We start from the raw sequence: 23,359 nt of genomic DNA, 5'->3' as shown, positions 1-23,359 counted from the left end.
GGCTGGGCGAACGACCTGTCCCCGGCCGGCGGAGCGGCTGCGGCCGGGCCGGCCTGGATCGGCGCGGTGGGGTGCCCCTGCGGTGGCGGCGCGGCGACTCCGCCGGGACCGGGTGGAGCCGGTGCGGCCGCCGGTGACGGGTCGGGGAGGCCGAGGTAGCGGCGTGCCGTGCGTACGGCCGGGTGGTCCTCGCCGAGCACGGCGGGGCCGGCGGTGACGACGCGGGTGAAGTTGCGGCGGGCCTCGTGCCGGTTGCCCAGTTCGTCCGCGACGGCGGCCAACTCGAAGGCCAGCGCCAGCATCAGTGGATCGGCGTGCGGCCAGCGGCGCTCCCCGGCCGCGAACGCCTCCTCCAGCACCCGGCGGGCCGCGCTCGGCTCGTCCGCCTCCCGGTGCAGCCGGGCCAGCAGGTGCGCGGTGCTCAGGGTGTCCGGGTGGTCCGGCCCGTACGGCGGGCGGGCCGACTCGACGGCGTCGGTGAGCAACCGGCGTGCGGCGGCGTGCTCGCCCGCGTCCCGCAGGGCGAGAGCCCGGTGTTGGACCGTGGCGAGCGGGGAGGGATGGGACACACCGTCATGCTGCCGCCACCGACCGCCCGACCGCTACCCGGACCCGCCGGGAAAGACCCGGATTCGCCCTTGATCACGAGGCCGGAGCCGCCACCGCTCACCTGGCGGAAGCCGATGTGCATGATCCATCCGGGGCGTGTACAGTAACTCCCCGTGCGGCCCGCCGGGCGGCCAACCGGTGGGAAGATCATTCGGTTGGCGCGGTAGGCTGGACGAGCAGGTCCGGGTGGCGGAATGGCAGACGCGCTAGCTTGAGGTGCTAGTGCCCGTATAGGGCGTGGGGGTTCAAGTCCCCCCTCGGACACCAACAATTACCTCACGGTGCGTGCTCAGATCGACGAGAGCGCGCACCGTTTGCGTTTCCGGCTCGTAGGTGAGCCGGAGGCCAGGCTGGCGGTAGACCTCGGCCTTGTCGGCGGGGTCCGCGTCGTGCAGTACGGCGGCGATGTCGCCGAGCGCTGTCACCAGGTCGTGATCTCTGTTCTCCCCGTACGGCGAGGGCTGTGGCCTGACGTTCTCACGACGGAAGTCCTCACGCGGTTGCCGTTGATGACCGCCTCCGTTTCGGTCGTGTTACCGTCCGCGGTCACAAACCGAAAGGGGGTGTGTGGCGGTGGCCGCCGGCGACGAACACGACGTGGCGGTGCGCGCGCTTCGGCTGCTCGCCGGAACCGACGCCACAGCTGCCGATGCCTTTGCCTCCTTGGCTGCACCTGGGGACGATGATCCGCGCGCTGGGGAAAGCGTCGAGCTCGCCCGTGTGGTCAGCGAACGGCTGGCTGACCTTGGCCGTCGCGAGCGCGAACTGACCGCTCTGTACGAGACCGCTGGGGACCTGTCGTCGCGCCGTGACCTTGAGGAGGTGTTGCAGGCGATCGTCGCCCGGGCGCGGGCGCTGCTTGGTACCGAGGCGGCGTATCTAATGTTGATCGACTCGCGGCGGGGCGACACGTATGTGCGGGTGACCGACGGCATCCGCACCGACGCGTTCAAGACTGCCCGGTTGGCCATGGGCGCGGGTCTGGGCGGGTTGGTGGCGCAGACCCGACGCCCGTACGCGACCCCGGACTACCCGCGCGACCGGCGGTTCAAGCACACCGTCGACCCGATCGTCAACGCCGAGGGCCTGATCGCCGTGCTCGGTGTGCCGCTGCTGTTGCGCGAGTCGGTGATCGGGGTGTTGTTCGCGGCCAACCGGCGGGAGCGGCCGTTCGGCGACTCCGAAGTCGCTCTGCTGATCTCGCTGGCCGCCCACGCCGCGATCGCGATCGAGACGGCTTCGCTGTTCGCTGACGTCCGCGCGCACAGCGATCTGGTGGAGCGCGCGGCGAGCGTGCATGAACGGCTCACGGCCGTCGCGGCCCGCGGCGGTCAGCTGCCGGAGGTCGCGGCGGTGGTCGCGGAGGCCCTCGCTGCGCGGGTCGTGGTTGCCGATCCGGCGCTACGGATCCTCGCTACCGCGCCAGGTGTTGGCGATGAGGCGGTGGTGCTGACCGGTGGGCTCGCCACGGCTTGCCAAGCGGCGATCACCGCCCAGGAGACGGTGGCCACTCCGGACGGGTGCGCCACCCCGGTCACCGCCGGCACCCAGCCGCTGGCCGTGCTGGCGGCCGGCCGGGGCGGGCTCGACGACGACGACCGGCGCACCCTCGAACGGGCCGCGCTGGTCGTGGCCATCCTCATGCTCACCCAACGGCAGCTGGCTGAGGCGGAGCAGCGAGTGCGCGGCGATCTGCTGGCCGACCTGCTCGCTGATACCCAACCCGAGCCGGATGGGCTACGTCGCCGAGCGGGGCTGCTCGGCGCCGACCTCGACGAGCCGCACGCGGTCGTGGTGGCCCAGCCGGTCCGCGACGAAGACCCGAGGATGGCGGTCAGCGCCTTGACCGGGTGGGCCGGTGAGCGGGGCGGCCTGGGCGGTGGCCACGGCCGCGCGGTCGTCTTGCTGATTCCGTCGGCTGACCCGGATGTCGCGGCACGGCAGGCAGCCGACCGTGCTCGACGGGCCGGTTGCCCGGTCACTGTCGGTGCGGGTGGCCCGGCCGCGGGGCCGGCCGCGACTCGTGCGGCATATCGGGAGGCCCGCCGGTGCGTGGATGTCGTGCTGGCGCTGGGTCGCGCGGGCACCGTCGCCACCCCGGACGATCTGGGCGCCTTCGGTCTTCTGCTCGGCTCGGCCGGTCAGGACCGGGTCGAGCGCTTTGTCCGCCGCACCCTCGGCCCCGTGCTGGACTACGACGCGCAGCGCGGATCCGACCTGCTGGCCACCGTCGAGGCCTACTTCGACGCCGACGGCGCCCATGCCCGCGCGGCTGCCGCACTGTTCATCCACCCCAACACGCTGTATCAGCGCATCGAGCGCATCAACGGACTGCTCGGTGCCGGCTGGCGGACCGGCGATCAAGCCCTGCAGATCCAGCTGGCAATCAAGCTTCATCGCATCGACCGGCACCTCGGCCGGGGCCGGTAGTGGAGGAAACCTCCACAAGGCCACGTGCGTAACGGATGCTCGACCCGTCGTCCCGGGCCCTGGCGGTTCCTAGATTTCGGTCATGGACGCACGCCAGCCCGCCATCCTCCCGTCTGAGTCGGCCCTGTCCGTCCAGAAGGCGGCCGATCCCCGGTTGCCCGTCGACGACTTCCGACCCAGATTCGCGGGTTTCGCCGAGTTCCTGCGCCACCGCACGGACCTCCACCAGCCGTATCTGACCGAGCTGCACCACGCGCGAAACACCCGCCGCCAGTGGTCGGTCGGGCAGTGGCAGCAGCGGGTCGAGGGGACCGCTGCGTGGCTGCGCGACCGGGGCATCGGCCCGGGCGACGCGGTCGCGACCCTGGCCGGCAACACCGCCGACGCGCTGGCGGTGGCGTACGGATGCTGGCTGGTCGGGGCGTGCTGCGTACCGCTGAACGCGCAGGAAGCCATCGACCGGCAGACGTACGTGCTGCGTGACTCAGGGGCAAGCCTGCTGATCCACGTGCCCGAGCAGGCCGACCGCGCCGCGGCCCTGGGCGCCATGACGTCGATCCCGCGCTACGACACCGGTGACCTGCCCACAGCGGGGGGCGGCCGGATCGATGATCCGGCGACCGGCCTGGACGTGGCGGCGCTGCGGTTGTACACGAGCGGGACCACCGGCGAGCCGAAGGGCATCATCACCACGGTCGGCAACCTGCTGACCGACCTGGACGCGCTGGCCACCACCTTCGCCTGGAGCGCCGCCACCCGGGTCTACACGGTGCTGCCGGTGCATCACGCCAACGCGCTGGTCATCTCCAGCCTGCTGCCCTGGCACACCGGCGCCTCCGCGGTCCTGGCCGACCGGTTCCGCACCGACACGTTCTGGCGCGATGTCGCCAATGAGCGGGCCACCACCGCCAGCCTGGTGCCGACCCTCCTGGAATTCCTGCTCGCCGCAGGCGGCCAGGCACCGGCGCACTTCACGGAGGTGCTGTGTGGTGCCGGTCCGCTGCTGGTGGAGACCGCCATGGCCTTCGAGAATCGGTTCGCCATCGCCATCCGGCACATCTACGGCCTGTCCGAGACCACCTGCGTGGCGTGCGCGATGCCCGCACTTCCCGCCGATGAGCGCAGCGGGTGGCACGCCGACTTCGGCTTCCCCAGCATCGGCAGCGCATTGCCGCACGCCGAGATGGCCGTCCTGCATCCGTTCACCGGACGCCCGGTGCCGGCGGAGGTCCGCGGTGAACTCGCCGTGCGGGGCGCCATCGTCATGCAGGGGTACGCCGGCCGCCCCGACGCCACCGCCGACGCCTTCCGCGACGGGTGGTTCCACACCGGCGACGAGGGCTTCTGGCGACCAGGACCAGGCGGGCGTCCAACGTTCTTCATCACCGGCCGCCTCAAGGAACTCATCATCCGCGGCGGGCACAACATCTCCCCGTTCGAGATCGACGAGGTGCTTCGCGCCCATCCACGGATCACCTTCGCCCTCGCGGTGCCCTTCGAGCACCGCGTCTACGGCGACGAGATCGCCGCCTACGTCGTCGCCGACGGTCCGCTCAGCGAGCAGGAGGTGCTGGACCATTGCGCCGGCCGGCTGGATTTCGCCCACCAGCCCAAGGTCGTCATCTTCGGTGACGACGTGCCCTACACCGCCACCGGCAAGGCCAAACGCATCGAACTGAAGAATCGCCTCGCCCCCGAGTTGCTCGCCTACCGCGAGGCGACCTTCCGCCGCCCCCAGGTCACCCACTCCGCCGAGGAGCCACGATGAGACGGTCCCGACTCGCCACCGCCGTGGCGTGCGTACTGCTGGCCGGCGCCTGTGCCAGTCCCACAGAGACCGCTGGTGACACCGGCCCCGTCATGGTGGGATTGATCGTCACCACCAGCGGGCCCCTGGCCGCCTACGGGCAACAATGGCTGGCCGGCTTCCACGCCGGGCTGTCGTACGCCACCGGTGACACCGGAACCGTCAACGGCCACAAGGTCGAGGTCACCGAGGTCGACGACACCGCCGATCCGGCCAAGGCGGTCTCCGCCGCCAAGGACCTCATCGGCAAGGGCGCGCGAATCATCGGCGGCTCGATCGCCTCCGGCGTCGCTGTCCAGGTCGCCCCGATCGCCGCCCAGAACAAGGTGCTCAACCTTTCCGGCCCGGCCGCCACCGACGCGATCACCGGCATCAACCGCTACACGTTCCGTTCCGGCCGGCAAACCCTGCAGGACCTGGCCACCACCCAGGCGATGGTTGGCGACACCACCGGCAAGAAGATCCTCGTCTTCGCCCAGGACAACACCTTCGGTCAGGCCAACCTCGCGGCGGTCAAGGCCAATCCGCGCGGCGCCGTCGTCTCGGGGATCCTGGTTCCGGTCTCGGCGGTCGACTTCACTCCCTTCGCCGCCCAGGCCGCTGTCGTCAAGCCGGACCTGCTGTCGGTCGCGTGGGCCGGCAACACCGCTCCGGCCATGTGGCAGGCGCTCAAACAGCAGGGCGCCCTCGACCACACCACCGTCGTCACCGGCCTGGACCTGCGCGCCTCCTACCCGACCCTGGCCGACGTCGCCTCCCGGTTGACCCTGGCCGCCCACTACTTCGCCGAGGCCACCACCAACCCCGTCAACCAGGCGATGATCGCCGCGGTCACGGCCGGCGGCGGACAGGTCGACCTGTTCACCGCCGACGGTTTCGTCGCCGCGCTGATGCTCGTGCACGCCGTGCAGGCCAGCCCCGACAATGTCGACAAGCAGATCACCGCGCTCGAAGGGTGGAGGTTCGACGCCCCGAAGGGCCGGCAGACGATCCGCGCCGCCGACCACGCCATGCTGCAGCCGATGTTCCACGCCCGCTTCACCAACCACGGCGGCACGCTCGTTCCTTCCGCCGTACGCGCCCTGTCCGCCGACGAGACCGCCCCGCCCGTCGTGGCGATGAAGCAGTAGGAGCAGCACCATGTCGTTCGACGAACTCGACATCCCCGTGCGCGGCGGCACCCTGCGGGTCTGCCGTTGGGCTGCCGGCGACCCGGCCGCACCGACCGTCCTGGCCGCCCACGGGATCACCGCCAACGCCCTGTCCTGGGCGGCCGTCGCCGACGCCCTGGCCGGCCGGGCCACGCTGATCGCCGCCGACCTGCGGGGCCGCGCCTGCAGCGCCGGCCTGCCCGGCCCGTACGGGCTCGCCCAGCATGCCGACGATCTCATCGCCGTCGCCGACCACCTTGGCCTGCAGCAGGTGGCGATCGCGGGTCACTCCATGGGCGCCTTCGTCGCCGCCGTCACCGCAGTCCGCCACCCACAGCGGGTGTCGGCCCTGCTGCTGGTCGACGGCGGCGTCACCCTTCAGGTACCCGAGGGCGCCGACATCGACCAGATCCTGCAGGCGGTGATCGGCCCGGCGATGGGCCGACTGCAGATGACGTTCGACAGCTCGCAGGCGTACCTGGACTTCTGGCGCGCCCACCCCGCCCTGTCCGCGGACTGGACGCCGGTCATCGAGGCGTACGCGTTGCGTGACCTCATCGGCCAGACGCCGGCCCTGCGGTCGTCGTGCTCGCTGGATGCGGTGCGCGCCGACGCCACCGACACCCTCCTCGATCCGCTGACCACCACCGCGATCAACCACGTCGGCTGCCCCACCATGCTGCTGTGGTGCGAACGGGGAGTCCTCGACGAGCCGCAAGGCCTCTACGACGACGTCCGGCTGGATGCCGCCGGTGTGGACCGCACCCGGATCACTGTGGCACGCGTCGACGACGTCAACCACTACACGATCCTGCTGAGCCCCAAGGGGGCAGCGCTCGTCGCCGACCACATCGGACGGCTCGCGTGAGAGCGGTGCAGGTCGCCGGGGTCGGGATGATCCCGTTCCGTAAGCCATCGCAGAGCCTGCCGTATCACGTCATGGGTGCGCAGGCGGCCCGGGCCGCGCTCACCGACGCGGGCGTGGAGTACCACCAGATCCAGCAGGCATATGCCGGCTACGTGTACGGCGACTCCACCTGCGGGCAGGCGGCCCTGTACGGGCTGGGCGTCACCGGCATCCCGATCATCAACGTCACCAACAACTGCGCCACCGGTTCCTCGGCACTGTGGCTGGCTCGCCAGGCCGTCGCCACCGGCGCCGCCGACTGCGTCCTGGTGCTCGGCTTCGAGCAGATGACACCGGGTGCGCTGGGGATGGCGTTCGACGATCGGGACAGCCCGCTCGACCGCGGCGACACCACCCGCGCCCGGCTGCAGGACGATGGCGGCGTGCCGTTCGCGCATGCCTACTTCGGTGGTGCGGGCGTCGAGTACGCCCGCCGCCACGGCACCCGGCCGGAGACCTTCGCCGCCATCGTCGTCAAGGCCCGCCGGCACGCCGCCGCCAACCCGAACGCCGTGTTCCGTGACCCGGTCACCGTCGAACAGGTGCTCGCCTCCCCGGCAATCTACGGGCCGCTGACCCGGCTGCAATGCTGCCCACCCACGTCCGGTGCCGCATCGGCCGTGCTGTGCAGCACCGACTTCGCCCGTACCCACGGTCTGCCCACCACGGTGACCATCCGCGCTCAGGCACTGACCACCGACACTCCCGGCACGTTCGACGGCGACACCGACATGATGCGCCTGGTCGGCTACGACATGACCCGACGGGCGGCTCGCCAGGTGTATGAGTCGTCCGGCGTGGATCCCGGCGACATCCCCGTGGTCGAGCTGCACGACTGCTTCACCACCAACGAACTCATCAGCTATGAAGCCCTCGGGCTGACCCCGGAGGGCACTGCCGAGAAGTTCGTCGCGGACGCCGCCAACACCTACGGCGGCCAGGTGGTCGTCAACCCCTCCGGCGGCCTGCTCGCCAAGGGCCACCCGCTCGGCGCCACCGGTCTGGCCCAGGTCGCGGAGCTGAGCTGGCAGCTACGCGGCGCTGCCGCCGCTCGCCAAGTCGACGGCGTACGCCTCGGACTCGCCCACAACATCGGACTAGGTGGCGCCTGCGTCGTCACCCTCCTGGAAGCGACCCGATGAACCTGACAGACCGCGTCGCTGTCGTCACCGACTCCGGCCGAGGCATCGGCCAAGCCATCGCCGTCAAACTCGCCGCCCACGGCGCCCGGGTCGTCGTCAACGACCTGGATCCCGCGCCCGCTGCCGAGACCGTCGCCCTCATCGCCCGGTCCGGCGGTGCGGCGGTCACCGTGACCGGCAGCATCACCGAACCCGGCTTCGCCAAGCGTGCCGTCGATGCCGCCGTCGACCTCGGCGGGCTGGACATCATCGTCAACAACGCCGGCTACACGTGGGACGCGGTCATCCAGAAGACCACCGACGAACAGTGGAGCGCCATCCTCGACGTCCACCTCACCGCGCCGTTCCGGCTCCTGCGGGCCGCCCAACCGGTCATCAAGCGACTGGCCGAGCGCGACCGGTCCTCCGGCAACCTGCACCACCGGAAGATCGTCAACATCTCGTCGATTTCCGGGTTGTCCGGCAACCCGGGTCAGGCCAACTACGCGGCCGCCAAGGCCGGCATCATCGGGCTGACCAAGACCCTGGCCAAGGAGTGGGGCCGGTACGCGGTCAACGTCAACGCCGTCGCCTACGGCGTCATCCGTACCCGGCTGACCGACCCCGACGGCCCAGGTGCCATCGACATCGACGGCCGGCAGCTATCGGTCGGCATCAACCACGATATCGCCGACAGTCTCGACCGAGCTATCCCGCTCGGCCGGCCCGGCACCGTCGAGGAAGCCGCCGGCGCCGCCTACCTGCTCTGCACACCCGAATCCGACTACATCACCGGCGAGGTCGTCGTCTGCGCAGGCGGCTACACCTTTTAGATCCCGACTTCAGGGGTGAGCGCGTGGCCACCTCGCCTCCGGCTCGTGACCACGACAGGAACCTGCCGGGAGCGTTCCCTGTCGGCGGGCCGAGGTCCGGGGCGCAGCTCGCCCGCCCCCGACCTTGGTCGACATCGGCACGACCGACATTCCGGGTGACGTCGCCTTCTATACCCGGCTCGTCGGCTGGCACATCTGTCCGGCTGGCAGGGCGGCAATGTCAGCGTGTCACGAGCCTGGAAGTGCGGTCATGCGAGATCTCCCAGCCGGGGAATGACGTGCTCGCCCAGGCCCTCGATGAATCCGACCGGGTCATCGCCGAACGGCATCGTCTGACCGGCCATCTCGATGTGGAGCCAGGTCACCATTGCCCCCGTGTTCTCTGCTTTGGATCGATTCGGACCTCGGGCGCTGGTCTGCCCAGGCCGACTGTCAGCTCGCCCAAGAAGCGCGCCTCTGCGATTCGCTGATTCGCCGCGGTCAGTTCCACTTTCTTCGCTGCTCAGCCCCGGCACCAGGCCAGGGTCGATGCGGTCTTGTCGCCACCAGGCATAGATGGACTGGCCGCTGATTCCCGGGTCCCGGGCCACGCAGGTCATCCACCGGACGGATCAGGCACCGGCGTGTCGCCGCCGGACGGCACCTTCTTGCCGTGGGTTTCGATGTCGGGAGCGGTGAGCAGTCGGACGGTCTGGTCGACGTAGCGGTGGCGGTCCGCCTCGGCGGCGGGCAGGGTTCCCGGCGCGACGTGCGCCATCTGCGCATAGCCCAGGTAGGCGGTGACCGCCAGCAGCCCACGGCGCCGAGCCTCCTCGGCCGGCCAACCGAGCGCGGCGAACAGCCCTGCGGTGTACGCCACCCGACGCTCGGTGACCCGGGCGAGCACTGGAGCGACGTGTGGGTGGTCGGCGGTGGCCAGCATCGCGAGCTCGATGGAACCGTCCTCTTGAAACACCGTGGATTCCAGGACCAGGCCGATGAGCAGCCGAAGCCGGGCGAGCGGGTCGGGTTCGTTGTCGACGTGGCCGATGACGGCATCGGTGTGCTCGCGTTCCCACCGCAGCACGGCCGCCTCGATCAGGGCGTCCCGGTTGGCGAAGTGCCAGTAGAAGCTGCCCTTCGTGGCACCCAGCCGGGCCGCGAGGGGCTCCACCGCGACCGCCGCGAGGCCCCCGCCGGCCATCGCGTCCAAGGCCGCCGAGGTCCAGTCGTCGGCCGTCAAACGGGTTGCCGTCCGCTCCCCGGTACCGCGCTGGACACGTCGCTGGCTCATCACTGTACGGTAGCGTATGGAAAACATACGGGAGCGTACAGAGGCGACGATGGCTGCCACGGTGCACAACACCCACGATCGCGCGTTACCGGTTCCGGCGGCGGAGGCGGGCCGGCTCGTAGACCGGATCGGCGCCGCCGACGACTCGCTCTGGCCCACACCCGCCTGGATGCCGATGCGGTTCGACCGGCCGCTCGCCGTCGGCGCCGATGGCGGACACGGTCCGATCCGGTACCACGTCACCGGGTACGAGCCGGGTCGACGGGTCGAGTTGACCTTCCACCCGCGCACCGGCCTGATCGGTAGCCACATCCTGGAGGTCGAGGAGCGCGGCCCGCACGCCTGCCTGCTGCGGCACCGGTTGAGCGCCCGGCCGGTCGGCCGCATGCGGCTGCTCTGGCCCGCCCTGGTACGGGTCTGCCACGACACCGTCATCGAACACCTGCTGGACAACGCCGAACGCGCCGTGACCGGCACCGTCGCGCATCCCGTCCGGTACCCGTGGCGGGCCCGGCTCGCCGTCAGCATGGAGAGCGTCCGCGTACGCGTCGTGCCAATCCCCATTGCCGCGACCCTGCTGCACGACTCCGTCCACCGGCCCGATCTGGCCGACGCCTTCGCCCTGCGGGTGCCACCCGGCACCACCACCGATCCGCAGGACTGGGCGGCCGCGATCTTCCGCAATCCGCCCCGAGTTGTGGTTGCGCTGCTGCGCCTGCGGAATCGACTGGTCACCCCGCTCGGCATCGAGCGCAGCGACGCTTCAGCCTTCGACACCATCACCCGTTCCGACCGGGAGGTGCTGCTCGGCACCGACGCCAGCCACCTGACCTTTCGGGCCAGCGTCCTGGTCGAGCCGGACCCCGACGGCACGACGATTACCGTCGCCACCCTGGCAGGGACCCGTTCCCGGTCCGGCCGCGCCTACCTCGCCGCCGTACGCCTGATACACCCACTGGTGGTCAGGGCGATGCTGCGCCACGCCGGCCGGACCACCATCGCCCCTGGTGGTCCACCGGCTTCGCCGGGACACGCGGCTGATAAGGCACGCCGCCGCGGTTAGACAGCAGCGGAACCAGCCCGGCTCGCCAGCGCAACGGCCGCCGCCAGCGATACAAAGATCCCACGGCTTGAGCAACCGATCGCCGTCCGGCAACGCAAGGATGCCAGCCGAGCGCCACAACGACCGGCCCGCGAACCCGCGAGCGCCGTCGAGGCGCGCTCCCGGTCGGGAATCGGTCCGTGTCGATCCTCGTCCAGAACCGACTCCCAACGGCCTAGCATCGGCGCCGGTGCCACCTGGGCGCCTGTTGTAGTTCTTCCCGGACGACGATCATGGCGTCATGGTCGACCTCGCCCCTGGGACACCAAATCTGTCGATGAGCAGTCGGGCAACGTTGCGAGGAGCGGGTGTCAGGAGACCGCCGGAGGCCAGCGGTGTGTGCGCCACTCGTTCCATGTCGCGAATCCGGCCGGTGGGTCATCGATGGGTTCGCTGCCGTCGAGCTCGCCTGGCGTGGGGATGTCGATGTTGGCGGCCCACTCGGCGAGTTCTTCATCGGACATGGGCCACGTCGTGTGTGGGGCTTCGGTTTGGCGCTGATCGAGTCGTCTGCGCTGTTCGGCAGGGGTGAGTTCGAAGTAGCGCATTTGCACCGTTGCGCCGAGGTCCGCTGCGGCCTGGCGTAGGGCGGAGCGCTCGTTGCGGCTCCAGAGGCCGAAGTCGATCACGACATTGGTGCCGAGTTCGAGGGCGCGCAGCCCGATCTGGATGAGCCGTCCTTCGATCACGTCCTGAGCCGATGGCGGATTCTCGTGCCCGTAGAGAGCCTTCACCCATTCGTCCTTGGTGAGACGGAGTGCCTTCTGCTCGATCTCGATGCGCCAAGCGGCAGTGGTCTTCCCCGTGCAGGGGAGTCCCACGGTGAGGAAGAGTGTCGGTTGCCTCATCGTCACCCGCTTTCGACCGGAGGCCCATCTCCACCGACGCCCACTGATACCGCCGGCCGGCCGTCAGCGCTCGGCGCGGCATCGACCTGTCGTTGCGGCGACTCGCCCCAGGCCAGGTCGGAGAGCGGCCGTGATGGCTCACCATCGGCACCAGTCCCCCTGAGACGCCAGGCTATCGCTCACGCTTCAACCGGTGGTCCCGACCGGGCGAGACGGCCCTGGCGCGGGCACCTCTCCGGTAGACCGGAACTGGCATCATGGCCGCATGCCGGGCGATCTCTGGGTGTCGATGGCTTCGCGTGGTGGCGTGGTCCCCGCCTTGCCCGACGTGGCCAGGGCGGCGGTCAGTTGAGCGACGACAGGTGGCGCGGTCGTCCGGCTCGGGTCCCCCCGGGCGGGAGACGCGACCCTCGCCGGAATGTGGCCCTGCTGCTGGTGACGGTGTCGAGTCTGCTCTCGGTCGTGCTGGCCGTCGTGGTCAACGTCGCGACCGGCGGTGAACTGCCCGAACCGGTCGCGGCGTACGGCTGGCTGGCCTGGCCCACGGTCGCCGCGCTGGCCCTCGCCGGGGTCGGCCTCGCTCTGTGGCAGCACCGGCTGGGACAGGTCGACCACCCTTCCGCGTCATCCGCTCTCCCTCCGACGGAAGCCCCGTCCCCGCCGAGCGAACTTCCGGTCGCGCCGCGCCTCACCGGCCGGGAGACGGAGCTGGCCACCGTCGAGGAACTGGTCGCGGACGGCGCACAGGTCGTCAGCATTTCCGCGGCGGCGGGCACGGGAAAGTCGGCGCTGGCCGTGTCCTACGCCCATCGGGTCCGCGAGCGGTTCCCGGACGGCCAGTTGTACATCGCCCTGGGCGGCGCCGGCCCCGATCCCGTGCCGTCGCAGGAAGCGCTGATCCGGATGCTCAGGGCACTCGGCCGCGACGTGGAGGAACGGCGGGGCACGCTGGAGGAGCTGTCGTCACGCTTCCGGTCCGTGGTCGCGGACCGGCGGCTTCTCGTCGTACTCGACGATGCCTGCGACGCGGCGCAGGTACGGCCGCTGATCGCGGCGGGTGCGGGCTGTCTCACCCTGGTCACGAGTCGCCGGTTGATCGCCGACCTGCCGGGAACCGCCGTGCTGACCCTCGACGCGCTACCGTCCGGACAGGCGCTCGAACTGCTGGCGGCGACGGTCGGCGCGGACCGGGTCGCCGCGGACCCCTCGGGTGCCCGACGGCTGGTCGAGGTCTGCGCGGGGCTGCCGCTTGCGCTGCGCATCGTCGGATCCCGGCTCCGCGCCCGACCCGGCTGGACCCCGTCCGCCCTGGCCGACCGGTTGGCGGACGAGAGCCGCCGGCTCGACGAGCTACGGCTGGGTGACCGGACGATCAGGTCGGCCTTCCAGTCCACGTACGAGGAGTTGAGCGACGTGGACCGACTGGTGTTTCGACGAGCCGGGTCGCATCCGGGTGTGCTGTTCGGGCTCGAGTCGGCGGCGCGTCGGTGCGGGCTCGATTCGTCCGTGGTGCGGGACGCCCTGGACCGGTTGGTGGACGCCTTCCTGGTCGAGGCGCCGACACCGTCGAGCTACCGGCTGCACGACCTCCTGCGGCTGTTCGCCGGGGAGATGGTGGAGCGGCAGGAGACGGCCGGTGACCGTGCCGCCTGCCTCATCCGGCAGCTGGACTGGTTACGGGACAGGGCCGGGTCGGGCGACGGTGTCGCCGCCGAACGCGACAACATCCTGGCCGTGCTGCGGACCGCGGTCGCCGAGGGGCTCACCGACCAGGCGTGGGCACTGGTGGAGGCGGTGCATCCGCTGCTGACCGCGGCCGACGACCACAGCTACCGACTGCAGCTGTGGCGATCGGCGGAGCAGGCCGCGGCGTCGGCGGGCGACGACCGGAGACGGGTGCGCGCGTTGCGCTGGGTCTCGCACTCCTACGGATTGGCCGGCGAGGTGGAGTCTGAGCTGGCTGCGGCGCGGAAGGCCGTCACTCTCGCCGAGCAGCTCGCCGACACGGGGGAGTTGGCACAGACCGTCCGCCGACTGGGCGAGGCGCTGCGGTCGTACGGACGTCCGGACGAGGCGGAGGAGCCGCTGCTGCGGGCACTGCGACTGTTCCAACGGTCGCACGCGGTCGAGGAGGAGATTGAGGTTCGCTCCGCCCTGGGCGTCCTCTACAACACCCTTGGTCGTCCGGAGCGCAGCATTCCCACGCTGGAGCGGGCGGCGGCACTCCTTCCGGCGACGGAGACGGCCCTGCACGGCTACGTGTTCCTGGGGCTGGCTGCCGGATACAAGATCGCCGGCCACCCGACGGAGGCAGCTGCCCTGACGAGGCGAGCCTTCGACATCGCCGGCCGGCTGGACGACGAGTTCCTCCGCGGGTACTGCTTCCACGAACGGGGCTGGCTCGCCGCGGAGGACGAGCGGCACCGGGACGCCGAACAGGACTTCCGCGCCATGCTGGAGATCTTCACGCGTATCCGGCACGGCGCCGGGGTGGGCGGGGCGCACCACGCGCTCGGCGCCGTCGCGGCCGCTCAGGGTCGTCCGGACCAGGCGGCCACGGCGTACCGGGCGGCGATCGGAGTGTACGAACGGCTGGGCAACATGGAGTTCGCGAGTAGGGTCCGGAGTTCCCTGGCGACGCTCGACTCGACCCGACCGAGCGCCGATGGCGACCGTATGAGCCCCGACGACACCGACCCGAGAGCGAGTCGGCCCTGAGTACCGAAGGTCTGCGAGATCGCTGGGCCGAAACCAGCGAAGATCGTCGTGCTCCTCGGGTGCGGCGTTGACAGAGCCGTGACCAGGCGGGGAGGTGTCCGCCTGTGCTGTTACCGACTTCGTGCTCTACCGGTTCGCCGACAATGACCACATAGGACGATGGTTGTTCGATCTCGCACCGGCCGTTCTGATCATGCTGGGGTGGCGGCGTGCAGCAGGTCGGCGATGATGCGGATGCCTTCGCGGATGTCGTCCGTGGTGAGGTTGCCGAAGCCGAGAACGAGTTGCGCTGGATGCGGTTGCGACGTCATGCGGTAGCTGCTCATGCCGTAGAGGCCCACGGATCGGTGTCGGGCGGCTGTGATGATGGACGATTCGTCGGCGCCGGTTGGTAGTTGGGCGACGGCGTGGAAGCCGGCGGCGAGGCCATGAAGCTCGATGGCGGGTGCGTGTTCCCGCAGCGCTTCCACGAGGGCATTGCGGCGCGTGGCGTAGCGGCGGCGCATGTGGCGTAGGTGCCGGTCGTACGTGCCACCGCGGAGTAGCTCGGCGAGGGCGAGTTGGTCGATGACGGGTGAGCCGCGATCGGCGAGCTGCTTGTGCTTGGCGACTGCGGCCGACAGGTGTGGTGGTGTGAGTGCCCAGCCAAGCCGCAGGGCGGGTGCGAGTGACTTGCTGACAGAGCCGAGCAGCGCTACCCGGTCCGGGGCGAGGCCTTGGAGGGCCCCGACCGGCTCACGGTCGTATCGGAATTCGGTGTCGTAGTCGTCCTCGATGATCGTCGCGTCTCGGGCCGATGCCCACGCGACGACGGCATGTCGCCGTTGCGGGGTCAGGACGGCGCCGGTGGGTGACTGGTGTGCCGGGGTGAGGATGACGGCGCGTGCGTTGGTTGCCGAGAGGGCTTCTACGTCGATGCCCTGCACGTCCACGGGTACGGCGACGACCTCCAGACCCAGCGCCTTGCCAATCGTGCGGTGGTCGGGATCGCCGGGGTCCTCGACGGCTACGGTCTTGACGCCGTCGTCGGCGAGCGCGCGCAGGAGCAGTTGAAGCCCTTGCGCGTACCCGGCGCAGATGACCGTGTGGCGAGGGTCTGTGGCCGCGCCACGGACCCGTCGAAGATAGGCGGCGAGTACCTGGCGCAGTGCTGGGTCGCCGTACGGGTCGGGGTAGGCGAGTAGGTGAGTTGGCGCATCTCGGCAGGCGCGGCGCAGTGCGCGGCCCCACTCTTCGCGGGGAAAGCTCGAGAGGTCGGGTACGGCGGGCCGGAAGTCGATGCCGACCGGCACGCTGTCGGTGGGCCGCACCGAACGGTCCGGCGACTGGCGGGCGGTCACGGCCACACGCGTGGCCGCGCCAGGGGAGGCGACGAGGTAACCCTCGGCCTGTAGTTGGGCGTAGCACTCGGTGACCAGACCGCGGGAGACGCCGAGGTCGCCGGCTAGCACGCGAGATGAGGGCAACCGTTCGCCAGCGCCCAACCGACCGGTTCGAATGGCTTCCCGCAGCGCGCGTTCGATCTGGTTGCGGAGCGGTTCCCCGCTGTTCCGGTCAACAGGCAGGGGCAGCTCAGGTCCGAAACTGGTCCACTGGACAGGCATCAAACTGGACCTTACAGATGGACCTGTTGCGGTCCTACTGTTCCCCCATGGTTCACCACCCGCCAGCCGCGCAGGCGAACGCCTCGGCGAGCACGATCGTCGAGCCGATCCTGACTACGCCGCTGGTACGGCTGTTGGTGGCCTCGCTCGGCGCGCTGGGCAGCTTCTACCTGCTGATGCCGGTCGTACCGTTGTACGCGGTCGGAACCGGCGCAGGCGGGGTGGGCGCGGGCCTGACGACCGGGGTCCTGATGCTCGGCACGGTGTTGACCGAGTTGGCCGCGCCAGCGTTGATCCGTAGATGCGGCTACCGGACGGTCGTGGCGCTGGCCCTGGTGCTGCTGGGGGCGCCGGCCATCGTGCTCCTGGCGTCGTCGTGGCCGCCGGTGGTGCTGGGGGTCTGCCTCCTGCGCGGGGCGGGACTGGGGATCGTGTTCGTCGCAGGCGCGGCCCTGGCGGCCGAACTGGCGCCGGACGCTCGCCGTACCGAAACGCTCGGGCATTACGGCGCGGCCGTCGGCATCCCATCGATCATCTTTCTCCCCATGGGGGTGTGGCTGAGCCGGCACGTCGGTTTCGCACCCGTCTTCGTCATCGGTGCGGCCCTGGCGATGCTGTCATTGATGGCGGTGCGCGGCCTGCCCGCCAGGTCGTCGCGGGTCGAGCCGGCGCCAACCGGGGTGGTGCGGGACCCGATCGACATGGGTGGTCTTGCCCGCCCGATGGTTGTCTTCGCCGCCGTCGCGTTGGTGGCCGGAGTGCTGCTGACCTTTCTCCCGCTCAGCCTCTCCGCGTCATCGCCCGGGCTGGCAGCGGTGGCGCTCCTTGTGCAGTCGTGCACCACTCCGCTCGCCCGCTGGGCAGCGGGCCGGTACGGCAGCCGGTACGGTGCCAGGCTGCTCCTGCCCGCAGTCATCGCCGTGGTGGGGGGGACCGCCGGGCTCGCCTGCGTACACGGTCCGCTGGCGGTGATCGCCTGCGTGGCGCTGTTCGGCATCGGATTCGGCGTCGCCCAGAACGTGACGTTGGCCCTGATGTTCGACCGCGTAGCCAGGTCCGGCTATCCGCGCGTGAGCATGCTGTGGAACCTCGCCTACGACGCTGGGATGGGCGTCGGGGCCGTCGGGTTCGGTCTCCTTGTCGCCCCGATCGGATATTCGGCGGGGTTCGCGCTGACCGCCGCCGTTCTCCTTACCGTCCTCGTGCCCGCATGGCGCGAGTGGCGTCGTTTCCCGCCCGCACAAGGAGAACCAGATGGGTAGCGTCCTGTTGAGCATGAGCGTGTCGTTGGACGGCTTCGCCGCCGGACCTGACGTCACCGCCGAACACCCGATGGGCAGAGGCGGCGAGCGGTTGCACGAGTGGTTGTTCCACGACGGCGGGGATCGCGCGGTGGCAGCCGACGGCGCCACCCCGGTCGGGGTCGATGCCGAGCAGGCACGGGAACGTTACGCGACGACCGGCGCCGTGGTGATCGGAAAGCGTACCTTCGACATCGGTGTGGGCCTGTGGCAGGACACCCCGTTCCCGGTGCCGTGCTTCGTGATCACTCATGCGCCGCGCGACCCGCTGACCATGAAGAGTGACAGTTTCACGTTCGTCACCGACGGACTCCACAGCGCGCTGCGCCGGGCGCAACAGGCAGCGGGCGACAGAAGCGTCCTGATCATGGGTGGTCCCACCACAGGACAACAGTTCGTCAGGGCCGGGCTCGTGGACGAGATTCATCTGCAACTCGTGCCGGTGTTGCTCGGCACCGGAACACGACTGTTCGACGACCTGGGCACCGATCACATCGAACTCGAACGAACCGCGGTCATTGAGTCACCCCACGTCACCCACCTACGTTTTCGCGTCGTGAGGTGAGTGCCGCTCGCCTACGTCATCGCCCTGAACCGCCTGCACGCCTCCGCTGTCTCCGCGCCGGGCTATCCCACCTCGGCCGCTCTGTCCGCCGCCGCGAGGAAGTCGTCCACCAGGTCGGCGGTGTCCTCGATGCCGGTGGAGATGCGCACCAGCCCATCGGAGATGCCGGTGGCGGCCAACTGCTCGGCGTCCACGATGCCCGCCCACATCGACCGGGGGTGCACCACCAGCGTGCTGACGCTGCCCAGGCTGGCCGCTCGTTTGGCCAGCCGCAGCCCGGTCAGCAGCGCGGCGGCTCCCGCCCGGCCCGCCTTCAGGTCGACGCTGAGCACCCCGCCGAAGCCGGTCATGTGCCGGCGGGCCAGCGCGTGCTGCGGGTGCGACGGCAGCCCCGGGTAGCGGACCCGGGCCACCGCCGGGTGCTCCTCCAGGGCACGGGCCAGGGCAAGGGCGTTGGCGTTGTGCCGCTCCACGCGCAGCGGCAGCGTACGGATGCCGCGCAGCAGCAGCCAGGCGTCCACCGGGCCGAGGGTGCTGCCGGTGACGATGGCCGTCTGCCACACCCGCTCGACCAACTCGGTGGAGCCGACCACCACCCCCGCCGACACGTCGGAGTGGCCGCCGAGGAACTTGGTGCCGCTGTGCCAGACCAGGTCCGCCCCGGCAGCCATCGGACGCTGGTTGATCGGCGTGGCGAAGGTGTTGTCGACCACGACCAGCGCGCCGGCCGCATGGGCCAGCTCCACCACGGCCGTCAGGTCGGTCAGCTCCAGCAGCGGATTGCTCGGCGTCTCCACCAGCACGAGGCGGGTCCGCGGCCCCATCGCCCGTTCGAACGCCGCGGTGTCGGTCTGGTCGACCTGGGTGTACGACACCCCGAACCGTGGCAGCAGGCCGGTGGCGAGCGAGGTGGTGCCGCCGTACGTGCTGCGCTGCACCACCACGTGGTCGCCGGCGGAGAGCAGGGCCAGCGCGAGGGTGCTGATCGCGCCCATCCCGGAAGCGGTGACCAGGCCCGTCTCCGCGCCCTCGAGCTCGGCGACGACGGCGGCCACCTGGGCGTGGTTCGGGTTGCCGTACCGGGTGTAGAAGGAACTGCCCCGTGTCTCGGTGGCGATCTCGGTGAACTGCTCGTCGGACTCGGCGCTGAAGGTCACGCTCTGCACGATCGACGGCGCCACCGCCCCGCCCGGGACCAGGCCGTCGTCACCGTGCACGGCGGCCGTGCTGAAACCGGTCATGAACGGGCCACCCGATCCACCAGTCTGTCGTAACTGCCCAGCGTCACGAACTCCGGCAGCGTGAGGTCGCTGCCGTGGCGCTGCCGCAGCACGGTGACCAGTCGCAACGCGCGCAGCGAGTCCCCGCCGGCGGCCGACCAGTCGGTCGCCGGATCACCCGGCGCGACCCCGAGCACCTCCTGCCAGGCCGCCGCCACCCGGGTAGCCCACCGCGCCCGCGCGTCGTCGCCGGCCGCCCGCCTGCCGGTGGCCACGGCGGGCAGCGGCGCGTTCGGGTCAGCCGCCAGCAGCTGGCGGAAACCGTCGGCGAAGGTGTCCACCCGGTCCGTGGGGACGGTCCGATGGTCGTACTGAAGGGTGAGGGCCAGACGGCCGCTGTCGGCGTCCAGTTCGGCGTCGACGGCGAGGCTGAACGCCACGTCCACGGTGATGCCCCGACTGTCCACGATGCGGGTGCCGCCGCCGGCCGGCCCGTTCGGAAAGTGGGTCCAGTTGAAGAAGTGGTCGAAGCGAGGGCCGGCCCCACCGGAGCGGACGATCTCCGCGAGCGGGAAGCGGTGGTGCCCCATCATGTCCCGTTCGACCCGCCACACCTCGGCCGCCAGCTCGGCCGGCGAGCGGGTGCCCAGCTCCACGCTGACCGGCAGGGTGTTGAGGAACAGCCCGAGGGTGGCGTCGCTGCCCTCGCCCTCCGGCCGGCCGCCGACCACCAGGCCGCTGATCACGTCGTCCCGGCCGGTGAGCTCGCCGATCATCCGCAGGTGGATGGCGAGCAGCCAGGACTTGACCGGCACCCCGGCGGCCCGGGCCGCCTCGGTGACCACGTCGGTGGTGCCCGCCCTGAGCGGCACCTGCTGAGTGGTGGTGGTCCGTGGGCCCGCCCCACCGAGCAGCAGCGGCGGCACCGCGCCCGCGCCGTCCAACCAGAACCGGCGGGTGGCCCGGTCGGCCAGGGCGCGCCGCTCGGCGGCCACGTAGTCCCGGAACGGCAGGCCGGGGCGGGCCGGGTGGGTCGTCCCGGCCCGCTCCCGGTCGTACGCGGCGAGCAGGTCGGTGCGGAACAGGTGCAAACTCCAGCCGTCGAGGATGGCGTGGTACTCGGCGACGATCAGGGTGAACGTGTCGGCGTCCTCCCGAACGGCGTGCAGCCGCAGCAGCGGCGGGCGGGCCCAGTCGAAGGGGCGTACCCGTTCGGCCGCGACGAGTTCGTCGATCCGGGCCCGGCGAGTCTGCGGGTCGGCGCCGGTCAGATCCGTCACCGGCACCTCGACCGGCACGTCGGCGTGCACGAGCTGCAACGGCTCCGAGTACGCGCCCAGCGCGAACCCGGTTCGCAGCACCGGGTGGGCGGCCACCAGAGCGGCCAGCGCGCGCCGCAGCGCGGGCGCGTCCAGCGGCGCGGCGATCCGGTGCGCGGTGACGTTGTGGTACATCGCCGGGTCGCCGGTCAGCTCACAGTGATAGACCATGCCCTGCTGGAGGGTGGTCATCGGGTACGCGTCGGCGAGCCCGGCGGGCAGCAGCTCCCGGTCGGCGGCGGCCACCAGCGCGAAGCGCCCGGCCGGCTCCACCGACGCGGCCGGGCCGGTGTCGGTCCCGTGGAGGGTGATCTCGCCGTGCGTGACCAGCTCGCGGATCGTCTGGTACGTGAAGATGTCGCCGAGCCGGAAGGACAGTCCCCGCTTGTTCGCCGCAACCTGCATCTGGATGCTGCGGATGGAGTCGCCGCCGAGCGCGAAGAACGGATCCGTCACGCCGACGGTCGCCACTCCCAGAACGTCGCGCCAGGCCTCGACCAGGATCTCCTCGGCCCGGTTGGCCGGTGCCACCGCCGTGCTGTCGCGGGGCCGGTCGAGGCGCGGCGCGGGCAGCGCCGCCCGGTCGAGCTTGCCGTTGCCGGTCAGCGGCAGCTCGTCGAGCAGCACCACCGCGGCCGGCACCAGGTGGACCGGGAGCCGGTCGGCCAGCCAGCCGGTGAGTCGCTCGTCGAGGGGCCCGGCCGTGGGTCCGGCCGGAACGACCACCGCCGGGCGCGGATCGGCGGCGTACTCGGGCCGCACGGCGTGCAGGGTGTGCCGGTCGGTGCCGTGCAGCAGGTCGTCCTGCCGGGTGACCACGTCGAAGCCCCGCGCCTGGAAGAGGGCGACCAGCTCGGCCAGCCGGCCCGCGGTGTCGGTACCGGGCGCGTCGTGCACCTCCATGGCGACCTGCGCGACCAGCGGCCAGTGCCGATCCTCCAGCCCGGCGAGCACATCCGCCTCGGCGCGCTGCACGTCGATCTTCAGCAGGTCGATCCGCTGCGGAGCGACCTCGTCGAGGACGGCCGAGAGCGGCCGGACCGGCACGGTGAGCTCGCGGCCGGCGAAGCGTTCCGCGAGCAGTTCGTCGACCCGGTCGAGCAGCACGTCGCGGGCGTCCGCGCCGGCGTCCCGCTCGTTGGCGAGGAACCGTTTGATCACCGCCACCTCGGCGTCCGGGTCGGCGTACGCGGAGTGGCCGGACATCATCGAGTAGCCCGGGTAGTAGGTGAAGGACACCTCCCCGGTTGTCCGGGACAGCCCGACCTCGTGCACGGTGGCCGGTACGCCGAACTCGGCGACGTTGCGGCGCAGCGCGTCGGCCACCGACGGCACCGGCTCGAACGCGTGGATCGTGGCGTCCGGGCAGACGGCGTGCACGAACAGGGAGAACATGCCGATGTTCGCGCCCACGTCGAGGACGGTGGCCCCGGGCCGCAGCACGATGCCGTCGCGCAGGTAGACCCGCTGGACGAAGATCTCGTCGTACAGGTAGCGGGTCTCGTGCGGGTTGATCCCGGCGATCCGGTCGACGTCCACGTCGACGGTGACCGATCGGCCGCCCGGCCGGACGTAGGCGACGAGCCGGTCGCCGTGCCCGTCGTCGTCGCGGGCCACCACGGCGGCGTCGGCCACCTCCGGGTGCTCGCGCAGGACCGTGGCGACCTCGCCGGGCTCCACCCGGAATCCGTGGATTTTCACCTGGTCATCCAGCCGGCCCAGGTAGCGCAGCCGTCGGTCGGCGTCGAAGCGGACCCGGTCGCCCGTGCGGTACACCCGCTCGGTGCGGCCGGACGGCAGCGCCACCGGCACGAACCGCTGCGCGGTGGTTTCCGGGTCGCCCCGGTACCCGTCGGCGAGCTGCGGTCCGCTGACGCAGAGTTCCCCGGCCACGCCCGGGGGCACCGGCCGAAGCTGCTCGTCGAGCACCCACACCGCGACGCCGGGCAGTGGCCGGCCGATGGTCGGGGCGTCCCCGGCCCGTACCTGCGCCGCGCTGGTGTCCACGGTGCACTCGGTCGGGCCGTACAGGTTGACCGCCCGGACGTCGGGCAGCGCCACCACCCTCTCCCACAGGTCCGGCGCGATCGCCTCCCCACCGAGCAGCAGCAGCCGGGGCAGCCGGGTGCCGTTCGCCCCGGCGAGCAGAATGCGCAGCTGGGAGGGGGTCAGGTCGAGCACGTCGACGTCGTGCTCGACCAGCGTGGCGGCCAGCGCCGCCCCGTCCCGGCGGGCCTCCTCGGGTACCAGGTACAGGCTGCGGCCGTGGCCGAGCTGCACGAGCTGCTTCATCGAGGCGTCGAAGGTGAGCGGAGCGTTCACCGCCACCCGCAGGCCCGGGGGGCTGTCCGCGTACACGGTCCGCTCCAGGGCATCGGCCAGGTGGGCGGCGGCGGCGTGGGACACCTGCACCGGGCGGGGCGTGCCGGTGGAGCCGGAGGTGAAGATCACGTACGCCGGGTCGGTCGGAGCCGGCACGCCCCGCCCGGTGCAGGTGTCCCACGCCGCCGCCGCCCACCTGGCCGATGCCCTGGAGCGGACCGTGTACGCG

At 71.2% G+C, this 23,359-nt stretch carries 16 protein-coding genes and 1 tRNA gene; 11 read left to right on the top strand and 6 right to left on the bottom strand.

What is annotated here, in order from left to right:
• A partial coding sequence (locus tag AB0I76_RS04900) for a tetratricopeptide repeat protein (RefSeq protein ID WP_357030002.1) occupies positions 1-569 on the bottom strand: 569 nt, incomplete at its 3' end.
• 220 nt (positions 570-789) lie between these two features.
• On the opposite strand from AB0I76_RS04900, the gene AB0I76_RS04895 reads away from it, so the two are divergent.
• The 7 genes from AB0I76_RS04895 (at position 790) to AB0I76_RS04865 (ending at position 8,858) form a co-directional block, all read left to right on the top strand.
• Positions 790-876, top strand: a tRNA-Leu gene (locus AB0I76_RS04895).
• Between the two features lie 306 nt (positions 877-1,182).
• On the top strand, positions 1,183-3,039 hold the full coding sequence (locus AB0I76_RS04890) for a GAF domain-containing protein (protein WP_357030000.1): 1,857 nt from the start codon (positions 1,183-1,185) through the stop codon (positions 3,037-3,039).
• A gap of 82 nt (positions 3,040-3,121) precedes the next feature.
• Positions 3,122-4,807, top strand: a complete 1,686-nt coding sequence (locus AB0I76_RS04885; protein WP_357029998.1) for a class I adenylate-forming enzyme family protein — start codon at positions 3,122-3,124, stop codon at positions 4,805-4,807.
• Entirely contained in the window at positions 4,804-5,976 is a 1,173-nt protein-coding gene (locus AB0I76_RS04880; protein ID WP_357029996.1) for a substrate-binding domain-containing protein, read from the top strand. The genes AB0I76_RS04885 and AB0I76_RS04880 overlap by 4 nt, the downstream gene beginning before the upstream one ends.
• A 10-nt stretch (positions 5,977-5,986) precedes the next feature.
• Positions 5,987-6,865, top strand: coding sequence for an alpha/beta hydrolase (locus tag AB0I76_RS04875; protein ID WP_357029994.1), 879 nt, complete (start codon positions 5,987-5,989; stop codon positions 6,863-6,865).
• A complete protein-coding gene (locus AB0I76_RS04870; protein WP_357029992.1) occupies positions 6,862-8,046 on the top strand; it encodes a lipid-transfer protein in 1,185 nt (394 codons plus the stop codon). Before AB0I76_RS04875 ends, AB0I76_RS04870 begins: the two co-directional genes overlap by 4 nt.
• Positions 8,043-8,858, top strand: coding sequence for an SDR family oxidoreductase (locus AB0I76_RS04865; protein WP_357029990.1), 816 nt, complete (start codon positions 8,043-8,045; stop codon positions 8,856-8,858). Before AB0I76_RS04870 ends, AB0I76_RS04865 begins: the two co-directional genes overlap by 4 nt.
• Before the next feature lie 595 nt (positions 8,859-9,453).
• Here AB0I76_RS04865 and AB0I76_RS04860 read toward each other — a convergent pair.
• Positions 9,454-10,131 (bottom strand): TetR/AcrR family transcriptional regulator, encoded by a 678-nt coding sequence (locus AB0I76_RS04860; RefSeq protein ID WP_357029988.1) that lies wholly within the window; start codon positions 10,129-10,131, stop codon positions 9,454-9,456.
• Positions 10,132-10,180: 49 nt separating this feature from the next.
• Here AB0I76_RS04860 and AB0I76_RS04855 point away from each other — a divergent pair, with 49 nt between their 5' ends.
• Complete coding sequence (locus AB0I76_RS04855; protein ID WP_357029986.1) at positions 10,181-11,194, top strand: DUF2867 domain-containing protein; 1,014 nt, start codon at positions 10,181-10,183, stop codon at positions 11,192-11,194.
• Between the two features lie 350 nt (positions 11,195-11,544).
• Here AB0I76_RS04855 and AB0I76_RS04850 read toward each other — a convergent pair whose 3' ends face one another.
• Entirely contained in the window at positions 11,545-12,081 is a 537-nt protein-coding gene (locus AB0I76_RS04850; RefSeq protein ID WP_357029984.1) for an ATP-binding protein, read from the bottom strand.
• Between the two features lie 420 nt (positions 12,082-12,501).
• Here AB0I76_RS04850 and AB0I76_RS04845 point away from each other — a divergent pair, with 420 nt between their 5' ends.
• Entirely contained in the window at positions 12,502-14,799 is a 2,298-nt protein-coding gene (locus tag AB0I76_RS04845) for a tetratricopeptide repeat protein (protein ID WP_357029982.1), read from the top strand.
• 191 nt (positions 14,800-14,990) lie between these two features.
• On the opposite strand, the gene AB0I76_RS04840 is transcribed toward AB0I76_RS04845, so the two are convergent.
• On the bottom strand, positions 14,991-16,403 hold the full coding sequence (locus AB0I76_RS04840; RefSeq protein WP_357029980.1) for a PLP-dependent aminotransferase family protein: 1,413 nt from the start codon (positions 16,401-16,403) through the stop codon (positions 14,991-14,993).
• Positions 16,404-16,450: 47 nt separating this feature from the next.
• Between AB0I76_RS04840 and AB0I76_RS04835 the strand changes: the two genes are divergently transcribed.
• Both AB0I76_RS04835 and AB0I76_RS04830 read left to right on the top strand, forming a co-directional pair.
• Positions 16,451-17,665: an MFS transporter gene (locus tag AB0I76_RS04835; protein ID WP_357029978.1), complete on the top strand. Its 1,215-nt coding sequence runs from the start codon at positions 16,451-16,453 to the stop codon at positions 17,663-17,665.
• On the top strand, positions 17,658-18,269 hold the full coding sequence (locus AB0I76_RS04830) for a dihydrofolate reductase family protein (RefSeq protein WP_357029976.1): 612 nt from the start codon (positions 17,658-17,660) through the stop codon (positions 18,267-18,269). The genes AB0I76_RS04835 and AB0I76_RS04830 overlap by 8 nt, the downstream gene beginning before the upstream one ends.
• Before the next feature lie 62 nt (positions 18,270-18,331).
• Here AB0I76_RS04830 and AB0I76_RS04825 read toward each other — a convergent pair whose 3' ends face one another.
• Complete coding sequence (locus AB0I76_RS04825; RefSeq protein ID WP_357029974.1) at positions 18,332-19,510, bottom strand: aminotransferase class I/II-fold pyridoxal phosphate-dependent enzyme; 1,179 nt, start codon at positions 19,508-19,510, stop codon at positions 18,332-18,334.
• Positions 19,507-23,286, bottom strand: coding sequence for an FkbM family methyltransferase (locus tag AB0I76_RS04820; protein ID WP_357029972.1), 3,780 nt, complete (start codon positions 23,284-23,286; stop codon positions 19,507-19,509). Before AB0I76_RS04820 ends, AB0I76_RS04825 begins: the two co-directional genes overlap by 4 nt.
• Positions 23,287-23,359: the final 73 nt, after the last annotated feature.

Source organism: Micromonospora sp. NPDC049799 (assembly GCF_040656655.1).
Classification (GTDB): Bacteria; Actinomycetota; Actinomycetes; order Mycobacteriales; family Micromonosporaceae; genus Micromonospora.
Note: the sequence above shows the minus strand (reverse complement) of the source record. Positions and strands in the feature narration are given on the sequence as shown.

Bases quoted from the DNA above. Each gene is read 5' to 3' on its own strand.
- AB0I76_RS04885 (WP_357029998.1), top strand. From the start codon at position 3,122: ATGGACGCACGCCAGCCCGCCATCCTCCCGTCTGAGTCGGCCCTGTCC.
- AB0I76_RS04880 (WP_357029996.1), top strand. From the start codon at position 4,804: ATGAGACGGTCCCGACTCGCCACCGCCGTGGCGTGCGTACTGCTGGCC.
- AB0I76_RS04875 (WP_357029994.1), top strand. From the start codon at position 5,987: ATGTCGTTCGACGAACTCGACATCCCCGTGCGCGGCGGCACCCTGCGG.
- AB0I76_RS04865 (WP_357029990.1), top strand. From the start codon at position 8,043: ATGAACCTGACAGACCGCGTCGCTGTCGTCACCGACTCCGGCCGAGGC.
- AB0I76_RS04860 (WP_357029988.1), bottom strand. From the start codon at position 10,131: ATGAGCCAGCGACGTGTCCAGCGCGGTACCGGGGAGCGGACGGCAACC.
- AB0I76_RS04855 (WP_357029986.1), top strand. From the start codon at position 10,181: ATGGCTGCCACGGTGCACAACACCCACGATCGCGCGTTACCGGTTCCG.
- AB0I76_RS04850 (WP_357029984.1), bottom strand. From the start codon at position 12,081: ATGAGGCAACCGACACTCTTCCTCACCGTGGGACTCCCCTGCACGGGG.
- AB0I76_RS04840 (WP_357029980.1), bottom strand. From the start codon at position 16,403: ATGCCTGTCCAGTGGACCAGTTTCGGACCTGAGCTGCCCCTGCCTGTT.
- AB0I76_RS04835 (WP_357029978.1), top strand. From the start codon at position 16,451: ATGGTTCACCACCCGCCAGCCGCGCAGGCGAACGCCTCGGCGAGCACG.
- AB0I76_RS04830 (WP_357029976.1), top strand. From the start codon at position 17,658: ATGGGTAGCGTCCTGTTGAGCATGAGCGTGTCGTTGGACGGCTTCGCC.
- AB0I76_RS04825 (WP_357029974.1), bottom strand. From the start codon at position 19,510: ATGACCGGTTTCAGCACGGCCGCCGTGCACGGTGACGACGGCCTGGTC.